Raw genomic sequence first — 13,742 nt, 5'->3', positions numbered from 1 at the left:
TCGATCTCCTTCCAGCACGGTTCCATCACCACCAGCGGAACCGCTTTCACGCCGCCGTCGACGGGATCGCGGCGCCCCTCCCGCCCAGGACAGCTCGCCCCCGGCACCGTGGAACATCTTGCCGGCGGCATGGACCCCCAGGCAATCAGTGAGATGAGCCACGTGTCGGCCGCGGCGCTTCTTGACCGTGTCCACCACAGCACCGACCCACAGATCGTGGGGCGGGTGCTGACCGTGGTGGACACCGAAGGCGTGGACATCATCGCCGAACTCTGGAGCAACGCGGATCCGGATTCACTTCCGGGCATCTTATGGCGCCTGTATATGCTGCGTTCATGGATGCACCGAGAGCCCCAAACGATAGCGCGGTTGTGGTCCCAGGGCGAACCCGTCGCGACATCGGCCAGCGCGATAGCGGGTCTGGATTCGGCTCCCACCGCGGATGACATCGCACACACCGCCGATTCGATTCTGTCAGGCGCCTTCACCGGGGATTTCGCCATCGCCCTGGACAGGGCCAGCGCCTTCACCGCGGTCATCGCCAACGGCCTGCGATCCCAGGCGCAGACAGGGACGGACATCCCCCAAGAGAAGGCCCAACTTGTCCACAGGGCGGCGAACCTGCACACAACGTCATCGGATTTCCACCACGGTGCGGCCCTATGGCGCCGTGGGCGTCTGGAATAGCGTCGGAGTAGGGGATGGAACCGGATTCCCTACAGTCGTTTTTCCACCCCACGCGTACGTACGATGAACCAGTGACGCGGGGGATATACTGAGGGTCGACGTCGGGCCGTGCTTAAGCCCCGGGCTCCATTTGTTGCCGCCGCGAGCGGCGTTTGCGCCGACAGGCGCTTTCATGGTCCGACGTCTTCACACACGTCTTTGGTCGCGTCTTTCGTCACGACATCAACCCACGTACCTCATGTCTCCGTACCCGATACGGCTCGATGGAGGGAACAGTCACGCGATAGCCGAAACGCCGTGATGGCGTGCGTCATGGCACGTCGAGGGCTTAGGCTTGTGCGTATGGAACTTCACGTCGTAAACCATCCTCTGGTCGAACACAAACTCACCGTCCTTCGTGACAAAAACACCCCTTCGAACATCTTCCGTGAACTGGTGTCCGAGCTTGTCGCGCTTGAAGCCTACGAGGCGACTCGCAATCTCGATCTGGTCGAAAAACCCATCGACACCCCCGTAGCGCCGACCGTCGGAAAGAAAATCGCCGACCCCAAACCCATGGTCGTTCCGGTGCTCCGCGCGGGACTCGGGATGCTTGATGGCATGACCCGCCTACTTCCCACCGCGGAGGTGGGATTCTTGGGAATGCGCCGTGACGAGGCGACCCTGGACATCATCACCTATGCGAACCGCCTCCCCGAGGATCTGACCGGCCGCCAGTGCTTCCTCCTCGATCCCATGCTGGCCACCGGCGGAACCCTTGTCGCCGCCACCCATTACCTGGCCGAACGTGGCGCCAAGGACATCACGGCGATCAACATCATCGCGGCTCCTGAGGGACTTGAGAGGCTGAAGAAAGACATCGATCCCTCCATCGACCTCAAAGTGGTGGTCTGCGCGGTCGATGAGCGTCTCAACGAGCACGCCTACATCGTCCCGGGTCTGGGAGATGCCGGCGATCGCCTGTATGGACTGATCGACTAATCCCGTCTCCCACTACATCCCAGGATGACGGCCGTCCCGTCCGTTTCAGGCCATACCGGACGGGACGAAAGCCTCGAATATATGCCGGTCGAACATCATGCCGGCTCGTTCGCATTCCTCCGGACTTCTCACCGTCCACGACACCATAACCGCACCCAGGGCACGGGCCAGACGCACGGCGGGAGTGCCGCCATCGACCCAGTCGTACGCAACGAAATCAGGGCGCGACATCCAATTCAACGCCAGCAATCCGGCCAGTCTGGCCGAAATGTCCTTCGAGCCGCCATCCGCCCGCGCCGCCAGCTGCCCCCGGCACACCGACGGATTGTTCATGCGGTACCATCTCAGCGCGCCAGGATGGAACGATTCGACGACATAGTCGCCGTCGTATTCCCGGAGCAGTCGATCCCCGCTCTCCATAAGCCTCTCGCAACCCTCATCCCATCGGTCCAGGGAGGGCATCTTGTACTCAACGATCAGAGGAACCCTCCCATTGACAAGCCGGAGAACATCAGAGAACAGCGGCACATGCTGCGCCCGTCCATCCACCGTGCGCTCCGATGCCTCGCCGGCCGGTGCCGACTTCGCGTCGCCGGGACGGGAAGGCGCAGGAAACAGCGCTATCCCACACAACTCCTCATAGGTGAGCTCCCCCACACGTCGCGGATCACCCGCCACACGCATAAGGGTGGAGTCATGGACCACGACGACCTGCCCGTCGCGTGTGAGTTGGATATCGAGCTCGATTCCATAACCGGCCTCGCAGGCGGCGGCAAAGGACGCCAAAGAGTTCTCGGGAGCCAACGGACCGTCATAATCCGCCGACCCATAGCCGGCGCGCAACGCCATCCGCCGAGCCAGCGCCACATATTCCCCACTATGGGCCGAGTACGCGTCGGTCAGTCCGGATCCCGCGTCATGCAATCCACGATGGGCGTACCATACGCGTGGCACCTGAGGCACATCACGGCGAACGGCATCACTCCTCATCCGAGGCGACACCGCCCATGCCACGATTCCGCAGGCAGCCGCAGCGGCGACCACCAACCTTGATCCGATGGATGATCGCGTCATCTTTCCCCGTCCTCTGCTCAGCATCTCAACGCCCTTTCCTTTCCGAGGCTCCACTCCGCCCGTTGCAACGCCGCTACTGTCTGCGCGCACGCCGCCCCTTGACATATATGTCGGCCACGATCCACAACGACAAAACGAAGGCCACGACGTATCCAAGGAAACCTATCAGTGGAATTCCAAAAACCACCGGCTTCATGCCAGCGAAGTAGACGATCGACGACCCCACGAACAGTCCCACGACTATCAACGCCATTGTCAAGCGATTCACCATATCGGAGAGCAGAAGCATCGGCTCACGCGACCCCACCAGCTCAAGGTTGATTCTCAACTGGCCGCGCGTAAGCATGCGCGCCGCCACTCTGGATTCCGACAGCGCCGCGAGAAGCCCATGCACCGCCTGGTGGCTTTCGGAGCCCAGCCTGCCCAGCTCGTCGGAAGCCAATGACGAGGCGCTGCGGGAGGCCGCCATGTGCTTGGAAATGATCTCGATCATGTTGACATTGGGGATGAACTCGTCGAGAGTTCCCTCCAGCGTCACTAACGCGCGTCCCACTGTGGTCACGCTGCTGGGAACCTCGATTCCATGCCGGGTGGCCATCTGCGTGATCGCGGCAAGGAAAGCGGCGAGATCAAGGTCACTGAGATCCACCGTGCCGTATTCTTGGACGATGGCGTCCAAATCCGCCAGCAAAGCAGGATAGTCGCCGACCTCGGCCTCGGCGCCCGCGAAGCGGAGCAGTCCATCGGCCAGCCGCGGGGAATCCTTCTGAGCGACCGCGAAGATCATGTCCCGCAGCACCGAACGGATGCGCCCGTTGAGGCGGCCGGTCATGCCCAGATCTATCAGAACGATATGCCCCTCCGAGACGATGATGTTCCCCGGATGCGGATCGGCGTGGAAGAAGCCTCTGTCAAGAATCTGCGTGGCATAGTTGTCGACGAGTTTCGTTCCTATCTCGGAAAGGTCGTATCCCTCGGACGTGAGGAGATCGGGACGCGACACGGAGATTCCATCGACATAATCCATGACGACCACATGCTCCGTGCACAGGGCAGTGAAGGGCTTCGGACAGTCCATGTAGGCGAAATCACCGCAGAACCTCTTGAACTCGACAAGATTGCGGGTCTCCACACGAAAATCGGTCTCCGCCTCGAAGGTCTCCCACAGCTCCTCCACCACGCCCCTCAGGTCGACGACCTGCGGCTTGCGCACCACTTTGGATGCCGTGGACGCGATCGACCGCATGATGGCGACGTCCTGCGCCATGGTCTCACGGACACCGGGACGCTGCACCTTGACCGCCACATCCTCGCCCCCGACAAGCGTGGCGCGATGCACCTGCGACAGCGACGCCGAGCCAAGAGGACTGGGGTCGATACTCTCGAACACCTCATCGACGGGGCGACCGTATTCGCGCTCCAGAACCTCGATAACCGTGGAATACGGCATGGGGTCGGCGTTCGCCCGCAATTTGGCAAGCTCATCGCAGAACTGCTGCGGAAGGATCTCCGAGCGCATGGAGAGAATCTGGCCGACCTTGACGAACGTCGGCCCCAGCGCCTCGAACATCAGCCTCATTTTGATGGGCGTCAATCCATGGAGGACATCAAACCTGTTGGCGATTTTGGCGATCTGGACAAGACGGCGCACCGCCCCCCGGCGCGTGAGATGGTAACGCGTCGACATGGACTGCCGCCGTCCACCCAGCAGCCCGATGGTCTCCTCGTCCGCGAAGGACGGCTGGGCGGACCCGGCGCTACTGGACGTCGTCGGCCGCTCCATCCGCATCGTCCTTCTGGGAATCGGCCTCGTCCTCGCGAGGAGCGGACGCCGTGGCTCGGTTCTCCGCGGCCTTCCTCTTCAGCTCGGTGTTAAGCGCTTTTCCCTGCTCGACCGTCAACTCACCTTTGGCGACCAGACCGTCGACTATCTCCTGGCTTTTCTCGACCGTTGTAGCCAGCGCCCCGACACCCGCCAGAAACACCCTGCGCAGACCTTCGCCGAAATTGAGATCACCCATGATTGCCTCCTTGACAAGGTACGTCCACTCTAGCGCACAAAACCCTATCGGGGACGCGTCGCTGCGACATCACGTGCCCTGCCGGCCACCTCATCAAGATGCTTCAGACGAGCCCGCAGAACACTGTCGGACGATGGCTCGAAAGCGCCATAGCGACGCTCCACTGCGGAACGAATGAGGAAGTCCGCCAGACGCGGATTCTTGGGTAGAACCGATCCATGCATGTATGTTCCGATGACGTTCCCCTTACGTGCGCCCTCGGTGTGGTCCTCGCCATTGTTGCCCATCCCCTCGTGGTCCACATGGCCCAAAGCCGCAGTGTCCCCTCGAAGGAATGTCTGACCGGAATGGTTCTCATAACCAATCACGTCCCCGAAATCCTTCGTATGCTCGACGAGATTCCCAATCATCCTTTTTTCGTGCCCCTCGGTGTACACGCCCAGAACACCGATCCCCTCAAGACGAGACCCGTCATTCGTCTGGAAATACTCTCCGAACAGCTGGTACAGACCACAGATCATCAGCATGGGGACACCGTCCGCCGCCAGCGCGCGCAGATCGGCGGCACGCCGGAAGAGATCCGCGGTGATGCGCTTCTGGCAGTTGTCCTGACCACCTCCGCCGAGCACCACATCCACATGCTCGGGCCAGTCATCTCCCTGATTGTAGGAATGCAGGCGTGGCTCATACCCATACAGCTCGAGCCTCCGTCTCACGGTGAGAATGTTTCCCCAGTCTCCGTAGATGTTCATGTCCCGCGGATAGAGGGATACGACGTCTATCACCTTGGCCATCATGACTCCCTTCGACCGTGTCAGCGGCCAACGCCCACCTGGGCCACCGACGCCACCTTCGCGAGCGCGGAACGGACGCGGAGCATGGCGGTGTACGTGCAGTAGATGTGTTTAGGAGTTTCGGGATCGAAGCGGACGAACCGCTCGACCGCGGACTCAAGATCCGTGTCCACCGACCCGACCGGCACGTCGTCGTATTCCAGACGCAACGCCATGTCCCAGGCCCGCGTACCCGACACCATATCGACGCCGGAACCAACCAAGGAGCGGAAATCGACGTCCCATAGCCAGCTCATGTCCCGACCGTCGGCGTACTCATCGCATATGGCGATCATCGTGTCGTGGTCCTGTGGCGGAAAGGACGCCAGGGACAGGCGGAATCCCATGGGGTTCTTGACCAGGAGGAGCTCCACGGATGTTCCGTCGACGTCAATCGACTCGCCGCGGCCGAATGCCGGAGTGACACCGGACAAGGCCCTGACGACATCTTCATCCGTCGGATGCGGCCCCTTCCCCTCCGAGGGCACGCTTCGAAGAACCGCGCGCACCGCGGCGAGTGCGGCAGCCGCGTTGTAGAGGTTGTACACTCCCTCGAGCCTGACATCGGTGGAGGATTCCCGACCGTCGACGATAAAAGTCGCCCTGTGGTCGCCAACGGAGGCGAGAGTTACATCCGCGCGAATCGCGTCCGCATGGTCGGTCGATGGCACGGCGCCGCACGTCGTTGAGGAAGACTCGCCAAGGTCGTCGTCGTGCATGTCGTCATCGGAGGGGAACAGCGCGCGCAGTCCCTTCTCGAGTCCGAAATACCTCACGTCCACTCCATCGGACGCACGGGACGCCAGAGATGCGATACGCGGATCCTCGCGGTTGAGCACCACGGCTCCTGTCGTCGCGGACGCCACGGCACCCAGCAGGTCGGCGGTGTGGTCTATCTCCCCGAATCGGTCCAATTGGTCGCGCAGCACATTGAGCAGCACGGAGTACCGCGGTCTGATCTGGGCGACGAAACGGACGGCATACGCCTCGTCAAGCTCCAGCACGGCGATGTCTGCCGACAGGCGTCCAATCGGACCCACCGCACCCACAAGGGCGGACGCGACGCCGCGGGTGAAGTTCGACCCCGTGGGATTGGTGAAGACGCGCAGTCCCAGATCCTCCAGCATGGTGGCGATCATGCGCGTTGTGGTCGTCTTGCCATTCGTGCCGGACACAAGCACAACACCATAGGGAAGCCGCGACAGTGTCCGCGCGAGAAATCCCGGATCGATGCGCTCCGCCACCAGCCCCGGGAACGCGCTGCCCCCATGACCGGTCAACCGTGAGACCGCCGACGCCATTCTGCCGACCGCCGGAGTGATGACGTTCATCGCGTTCGCCGTCATATCACACCCCCTGTTGACTGTCCTGCGGCATGTCCTTGAACTTCGACGTGGCGCCAAGGAACGCGAGATGGAAGGTCTCGGTCGGACCGTTGCGATGCTTGGCCATGATGATGTCGGCCTCCCCTGGACGGTCCTCCTTGTCGTAGAAATCCGGCCTGTGGACGAGCATGACCACGTCGGCGTCCTGTTCAATCGATCCCGACTCTCGAAGATCGGACAGCTGCGGCTTGCGGTCGTTGCGCATCTCAGGTCCACGGTTGAGCTGGCTGAGCGCTACGACGGGGACCTCGAGCTCCTTGGCGAGAAGCTTGAGCGCCCGGGAGAACTCGGAGACCTCCTGCTGCCGGCTTTCGACCTTCTTCCCGGAGCTCATGAGCTGCAGATAGTCGATGACGACGAGTTTGAGGTCGTTCGTCTGCTTGAGCCTACGGCATTTGGCCCGGATCTCCATAAGGCTCATGTTCGGACTGTCATCGATGAACAAAGGCGCGTCCTGCAGGCGCGTCCAGAAGTTGTTGAGTGTGTTCCACCGTTCGGGGGAGATGTCGTCGGCCCGCCGCAATGCCACCAGAGGAATGTTCGTCTCCGCGGAGATGATGCGCTGCGCAAGCTCGACCTTGCTCATCTCCAACGAGAAGACTACAGCCGTCATGTTGTGGTGCAAAGCGGCCGAACGGGCGAAGTCGATGCCCAGTGTCGACTTTCCCATCGCGGGGCGTCCCGCCACGACTATCATCTGGCCGGGCTGAAGCCCCTGGGTCACGTCGTCGATGTCGCGGAAGCCTGTGGGGACGCCCTTCTCGATCTCATTGTTCTGCATCTTGTCGAGCTGGTCGAGAGTGTCGTGGACGACGCTGCCGATGGGCGCATAGTCCTGCCGGACCTTGCCCACGCTCATCTCGTAGACCTCGGATTGCGCGATGTTCACCACATCCTCGGCCTGCGATCCTTCGGCGGAGTACCCCAACTGCACGATCTTGGTGCCTGTGGCGATGACGTTGCGCAGGATGGCGCGCTGATGCACTATCTGCGCGTAGTACGTGGCGTTCGCCGCCGTAGGAACCGACGCGACAAGGCTGTGGAGGTAATCGGCTCCTCCCACCTTGTCAAGATCACCATCCTTGAGCAGCTGGTTCGCGACAAGAACCACATCGACCGGCTGCGACGCAGCGAAAAGATCGACGACCGATTGGTACACAGTCTGATTGCGCGGCTCGTAGAAATCGGTGGTGGACAGCATCTGCGAGACCTCGCCGATCGCGTCCTTGCTCATCAGCATGCCGCCGAGAACCGCCATCTCGGCCTCATCATCATGAGGGGGAACACGGTCGAAAATAGCGCCGGACGTGGCCGTCGTCGACGCCACGGAGCCACTCGCACCCAACCGCCGCCGAGAATCGTCCCATGAATCACCATCTGCCATGCCTATGAGTATAGGGTCCCGGGTGTGACCCGCCGGAATCCGTCAGCTGAACGCCAGACTCGTACTCAAGCGGCGACACTCCGACACCTTCCGTGTGGACAAGAAAAAAAGTTATCCACATTCAAGGCATCTTACAGAGGACAATCCCCCGAGTTATCCACATGGTGGGGATAACTCTGTGCATAGTGTGGGGATTACTCCCCCCGACGCAGTGCGACGGTCCGGATACCACCGGCACTGTGGTAATGCGCCGTCACAGGAAAGGGACGGTGGGAATGAAACAACCACGTCGGTTGCACACCCACGCCCGTAAGCTGGCCGCATGAGCCCCAGCGCCGACCAGTCCTCCCCTGCATCCGCATCGCAATCATCGCGTGACATGCTCCGCCAGCTCGTCGCCATGGCAATCCCCACCTTCGGCCAACTCATCGCCGAACCTGTGTTCATCCTCATCGACACCGCAATCGTGGGACATGTCAACGACTCCGCCCTGGCCGGACTGTCCATAGGATCGACGATCATCCTCACCACCGTGGGACTCTGCGTGTTTTTGGCCTATGGAACCACCTCGCGGGTCGCTCACCTTATGGGTGCCGGACATCGACGCGAGGGATTCGAGGAGGGGGTCAGCGGGCTGTGGCTCGCGCTGGCGATCGGGGTGGCGGTCGCCGCGATCATCGGACTGACCGCCAGACCACTATGCTCGCTTCTGGGCGCCCAAGGGTCGGTGCTGGACAACGCCACCGCCTATCTGCTCGTCATGATCGGAGGGCTTCCAGGGGCGCTTCTGGTCTACGCGTGCAATGGCATTCTGCGCGGCCTCGAGCGCACACGTCTGACTCTTGTCGCCGCGGTCTGCGGAGCGGCCATGAACACCATCCTCGACGTGATTATGGTGATCGGACTGGGCTGGGGGATAGTGGGGTCGGGCGTGGCCACTCTGATCGCGCAATGGCTCACCTGCCTCATCATGCTGGTGCCCACACTGCGATGGGCCCACGATGGCGGCGCGCGTCTCGCTCCACGGATGAAAGGGATTCTAAGCAGCGCCGGTGACGGCGGCCCCCTGTTCATCCGCACCCTCGCGCTGCGGTGCGCGCTGGTCGGCACGGTGATGCTGGCGGCACGGATGGGCGACCACATCCTGGCCGCCTACCAGTCGGTGAACGCCGTATGGAACTTCGTCCTCAACATGCTGGACGCCATCGGCATCTCAGGACAGGCTCTGGTGGCGCTCCAGCTGGGAGCGGGACACCGTGACCAGGCCCGCAAGGCCGTCTCGATGGCATCCAAGGCCGGTCTGGTCACCGGGCTGCTCATCGCGGCGGCCATGCTGGCTCTGGCGTGGCTCACCTCGCCGCTGTTCAGCCCCAACCCCTCGATCGTCCGACTCATCGCCATCGGAATGATCACGCAGGCCGTCTTCCTTCCGCTTGCCGGGTGGATGTGGGCGTTGGATGGCATCCTCATAGGGGCCCGGGACTATCGCTATCTGGCCGTCACCTGCACACTGACGGCACTGGTTTACATCCCCGCCCTGGGAGCGGCCGACGCGGCCAACGGACGGATCCTCACAACCGACACCATGCGCATGGTCGTTCTATGGATGCTCATCAACGTCCTGTTTATCGGGCCCAGAGCCGTTTTCAACGGTCTGCGGATCCGCTCGGACCAGTGGATGCACTGACATCTCCATCAGCATCGGCCGCAGAGTCGGTCTCCCAGGAGTCCATCATGACGTCTCGCACGGCGGCGTACATCATCCGCACCGTGGTCTCCCTCCACCTCGACCACCCATACTGCCGACTGATCACCTCGCCCGCGGTGGCCCCCAACGATGAGCCATCGGAACGTGTCAGATCGCACAGCATATCAAGCATCACCGGATCGCCGCCCAGCCTGTCCGCCAGCTCCTGGGCCGCTGAACGATCCGCCGGATCCCTACCCGTGGCGAACTCCGACAACGTCAGATGCTCACGGACAAGCACGATGACCATGTCCACAATCGTCTCCGGATACCCCATGCGACGCAGAATCACTGGGGCGTGCCTCGCCCCCTCGGCCGCATGGTCACGCACTCCCGACCTTTTGCCGATATCATGCAGCAGACCGGCCAGCAAAAGAGCGCAGTAGTGGTCATCGTCGTAGCGCACTCCATCAGGGGATGTCCTTCCCAGTCTGGAAACCACCTCGACCATGTGTCGGTCGATCGTGTACCGATGCGCGGCCGACGCCGATGGACGGTTGCGCACGCCCAGCCATTCCGGCATCCACCGTCCGGGAATCCCCACATAATCGATCTCCTCCCAAACGCGGATAAGCGAATCTCCGGACGCCAGGAGTCGGATGAAGAGGCTTCTGGAACTCTCATCCCAGATATCGTCACGAATCGGACACAGGCGCAGATTCACCAGCGTGACCGGACTGATGGGCAAACCAAACTCCGCCGCCGCGACCGCCACCCTCAACGGCAGCTCGGCATCCGACGCGGGATCCACTCCCGGCGCCAGAACCACCTCATGTTCATGCTCAGCCACTGACGGAGCGATGACATCGAATCGTGGAGCCTCACGACGCCCCGCGGACTGCGGGCGCATCATCTGGAAGAAGGCGAAGCGCGGCCTCTCATGCGTCACCGTGTGCTCCGCATGCGAGGCCGTGGCATCAAGGGCGAAGGCGATGCGCCTGCCGAGACGGGACAGCAGCGTCTGCAAATCCTCGACCGCGTTCACCGCCCTATCGGGCTCGGGAAGGGTGGGATCGCACAATCCCATCATCCGCGCCACGGACGGCTGGTACTGCGCGAGAAGAAGATCCGTGTCCTTGCCAGCAACGAGATGGATGCAGTCGCGCACGTCGAGAAGCCTGCCAACCGCATCGTCATAACCGCCATGCGGCCGGTCCGCCAGCCATGACGCCGCGAGAGCGGAGACGAGAACCGAGTCACGCAGCCCCCCCCGCGCCTCCTTGACATTGGGCTGGTTGAGATACGGCATTCGACCGAACTCCTCCAATCGGGCCGACGCGGATTCCAAAAGCTCGGGAAGCCGTTTGCGCGCCGCCCGCCGCCAGCGCTCAAGAATGGACGACGATGTGCGCTCCACCAAGCCGGCATCTCCCGCGATTGAAAGAACATCCAGCCAGCCCATGGCCGCGGGGAGGTCCTGGTCGGTCACGCTTTCGCATTGCTGCCGGGTGCGCACCGAATGGTCAAGATCAAGTCCGCAGTCCCATAGGGGATACCACAGTTTGTTCGTCAACTCGGAAATTTGCGAGTCCTTAAGCACACGAGGCTCCATGATGACGACGAGATCCAGATCGGAGCTGGGACCCATCTGGCCGCGCGCCAACGAGCCGACGGCCGCCAACGCGATCCCCTCCGTAGGCACGTCGAACTGCAACGATTCACAAGCCTGCGACCATAGGCGTGATATGGCGTCAACCGCAAGAGATGAACGCTCACGTCTTTTGACGGCCCCGTCCCTGTACACACCGTCGGCATCGGGCCTGCCCAAGGCCATGAAACGCTTCTTCAGACCATCCACCGCATTTGCCATGTCAACCCGACTTCCCGGACACCGACCGCCGTGTGTTCGTCCACGACCATGCCCATCACACCGCTGCGGATACAGGAATCCCCGTATGACACTCGTCCATACGGGGATTCGCACGCGTCAGATCAGACGCCACACGCCATCAGATTGCGGCGGAGCCGTTCTCGCCGGTCCGCACGCGGGTGACGGAGTCGAGAGGAGCGACCCATACCTTGCCGTCGCCGATGGTTCCCGATCCAGCCGCCTTGACGATGGTGGAGACCAGGGTCTCAGCATCAGCATCGTCGGCGAGAACCTCGATGCGAATCTTGGGAATGAGGTCGACCGTGTACTCGGCGCCGCGATACACCTCCGTGTGCCCACGCTGACGGCCGTAGCCGTTCGCCTCCGACACAGTGAGCCCGTGGACTCCGGCGGCGGACAACGCCTGCTTGACATCATCGAGCTTATGCGGCTGGATGATCGCTGTGATGAGCTTCATCTCACTTCACCTCCTTGAGAACCGAACTGGACATTCCAGCGAAATCGTAAGCACGTTCTCCCTGATCGACAAGATCGACCCCGGAGACCTCCTGCGCCTCGGTGACGCGCCAGCCCATGGTCTTCTCCAGCGCGAAGGCGATGATCGCGGTGATGACGGCCGAGTAGGCGATGGCCACCAGCGCGATGATGATCTGCACCAACAGCTGCTTGCCGTCGCCACCGGCGAACAGTCCCGTTCCCTCGGCGAAGAAACCGATGAGGACGGTGCCCGTCAGACCGCCGACGCCATGGACGCCGACGACATCGAGCGAATCGTCATAGCCGAGCTTGAACTTGAGCCCACAGGCGAAGCAACACAGGACACCAGCGATGGCACCAAGCACCATGGCCCAGATCGGGGAGACAACATCCGCCGCGGGGGTGATGGCGACCAGACCGGCGACCATGCCGGAGGCCGCGCCCATGGCCGTGTAGTGGCCACTGCGAATCTTCTCGGTGAAAAGCCAGCTGAGGGTTGCGGCCGACGTGGCGGCGGTGGTCGAGATCCATGCGTATCCGGCGGTTCCGTTGGCCGCGAAGGCAGAGCCTGCGTTGAATCCGAACCATCCAAACCACAGAAGGAACGCGCCGAGCATCACAAAGGGGACATTGTGCGGACGAATCGGCTCCGTTCCGAAGCCCTTGCGCTTACCGATAATCAGAACAATCACCAAGGCGGCGATTGCGGCGTTGATGTGGACGACCGTGCCTCCTGCAAAATCATGGGCGGCGGCGCCAATGGCCGTGGAAATCGCACCAGTGCTGGACAGAAGGCCACCGTTCCAGACCATGTGGGCCATGGGCGCGTAGTCGAAGGTGATCCACAAAGCCACGAAAAGCATCCATGTGCTCATCTTGATGCGCTCCGCGAGAGCTCCCGAAATCAACGCCACGGTGATCATGGCGAACGCAAGCTGGAAGGCCACGTCGATGCTCACGGGGTATTTGTTGCCGTTCAGGCCCGTGGCGGTGAAGACGCCATCCTTGGCAACGACAGCGTCCTTGAGCAGGAAGCCCGATGCGGGATCGCCGAATATTCCACCGATGTCGTTGCCCGCATAGGCGATCGACCATCCCCAGAACATCCATACGACACCCGTCACGGCAAGCGCGCCCACCGACAGCATGAGCATGTTCAGCACAGCCTTGGCGCGGACCATTCCCCCATAGAAGAACGCAACGCCGGGCGTCATCAGGAACACCAATGACGCGGATGTGAGAATCCATGCGGCATTTCCGGAGTCCATATCTACCTCCCTCTCTGACCTCGTTTCGTGAACGCACTGCCCACGTCGGACGGG

11 protein-coding genes and 1 pseudogene are annotated in these 13,742 nt (G+C 62.1%); 3 read left to right on the top strand and 9 right to left on the bottom strand.

Annotated features, from left to right (window positions below):
• Positions 1 to 3: 3 nt before the first annotated feature.
• Together Q1X90_RS01645 and upp are read left to right on the top strand one after the other, a co-directional pair.
• Positions 4 to 687, top strand: coding sequence for a hypothetical protein (locus tag Q1X90_RS01645; RefSeq protein ID WP_300765948.1), 684 nt, complete (start codon positions 4 to 6; stop codon positions 685 to 687).
• 342 nt (positions 688 to 1,029) lie between these two features.
• Positions 1,030 to 1,668, top strand: coding sequence for a uracil phosphoribosyltransferase (upp, locus tag Q1X90_RS01640; protein ID WP_300765947.1), 639 nt, complete (start codon positions 1,030 to 1,032; stop codon positions 1,666 to 1,668).
• A gap of 45 nt (positions 1,669 to 1,713) precedes the next feature.
• On the opposite strand, the gene Q1X90_RS01635 is transcribed toward upp, so the two are convergent.
• From Q1X90_RS01635 to dnaB, 6 genes are all read right to left on the bottom strand, one after another.
• Complete coding sequence (locus Q1X90_RS01635; protein ID WP_300765921.1) at positions 1,714 to 2,742, bottom strand: glycerophosphodiester phosphodiesterase family protein; 1,029 nt, start codon at positions 2,740 to 2,742, stop codon at positions 1,714 to 1,716.
• 73 nt (positions 2,743 to 2,815) lie between these two features.
• Entirely contained in the window at positions 2,816 to 4,525 is a 1,710-nt protein-coding gene (locus tag Q1X90_RS01630; protein ID WP_300765920.1) for an AarF/UbiB family protein, read from the bottom strand.
• Positions 4,500 to 4,763, bottom strand: coding sequence for a hypothetical protein (locus tag Q1X90_RS01625; RefSeq protein WP_300765919.1), 264 nt, complete (start codon positions 4,761 to 4,763; stop codon positions 4,500 to 4,502). Before Q1X90_RS01625 ends, Q1X90_RS01630 begins: the two co-directional genes overlap by 26 nt.
• Before the next feature lie 44 nt (positions 4,764 to 4,807).
• The gene (locus tag Q1X90_RS01620) at positions 4,808 to 5,557 is read right to left on the bottom strand and encodes a glutamine amidotransferase (protein ID WP_300765946.1); all 750 of its coding nucleotides are present in this window, start codon (positions 5,555 to 5,557) and stop codon (positions 4,808 to 4,810) included.
• Between the two features lie 20 nt (positions 5,558 to 5,577).
• Positions 5,578 to 6,942, bottom strand: a complete 1,365-nt coding sequence (locus Q1X90_RS01615; protein WP_300765918.1) for a MurT ligase domain-containing protein — start codon at positions 6,940 to 6,942, stop codon at positions 5,578 to 5,580.
• Between the two features lies 1 nt (position 6,943).
• On the bottom strand, positions 6,944 to 8,365 hold the full coding sequence (dnaB, locus tag Q1X90_RS01610) for a replicative DNA helicase (RefSeq protein ID WP_300765917.1): 1,422 nt from the start codon (positions 8,363 to 8,365) through the stop codon (positions 6,944 to 6,946).
• A 322-nt stretch (positions 8,366 to 8,687) separates the two neighbouring features.
• Here dnaB and Q1X90_RS01605 point away from each other — a divergent pair, with 322 nt between their 5' ends.
• Positions 8,688 to 10,052, top strand: coding sequence for an MATE family efflux transporter (locus Q1X90_RS01605; RefSeq protein WP_300765916.1), 1,365 nt, complete (start codon positions 8,688 to 8,690; stop codon positions 10,050 to 10,052).
• Positions 10,053 to 10,098: 46 nt separating this feature from the next.
• On the opposite strand, the pseudogene Q1X90_RS01600 reads toward Q1X90_RS01605, so the two are convergent.
• The 3 genes and pseudogenes from Q1X90_RS01600 to Q1X90_RS01590 all read right to left on the bottom strand — a co-directional run.
• Positions 10,099 to 11,922, bottom strand: a pseudogene (locus Q1X90_RS01600) (nucleotidyltransferase domain-containing protein); the annotation flags it as partial.
• A 139-nt stretch (positions 11,923 to 12,061) separates the two neighbouring features.
• Positions 12,062 to 12,400, bottom strand: a complete 339-nt coding sequence (locus Q1X90_RS01595; protein WP_300765915.1) for a P-II family nitrogen regulator — start codon at positions 12,398 to 12,400, stop codon at positions 12,062 to 12,064.
• A 1-nt stretch (position 12,401) separates the two neighbouring features.
• Positions 12,402 to 13,688 carry an ammonium transporter gene (locus Q1X90_RS01590; protein ID WP_300765914.1) on the bottom strand — a complete coding sequence of 429 codons (1,287 nt, stop codon included), beginning with the start codon at positions 13,686 to 13,688 and terminating at the stop codon, positions 12,402 to 12,404.
• Between the last annotated feature and the right edge of the window lie 54 nt (positions 13,689 to 13,742).

This window comes from uncultured Bifidobacterium sp. (assembly GCF_949292005.1).
GTDB lineage: Bacteria > Actinomycetota > Actinomycetes > Actinomycetales > Bifidobacteriaceae > Bifidobacterium.
Note: the sequence above shows the minus strand (reverse complement) of the source record. Positions and strands in the feature narration are given on the sequence as shown.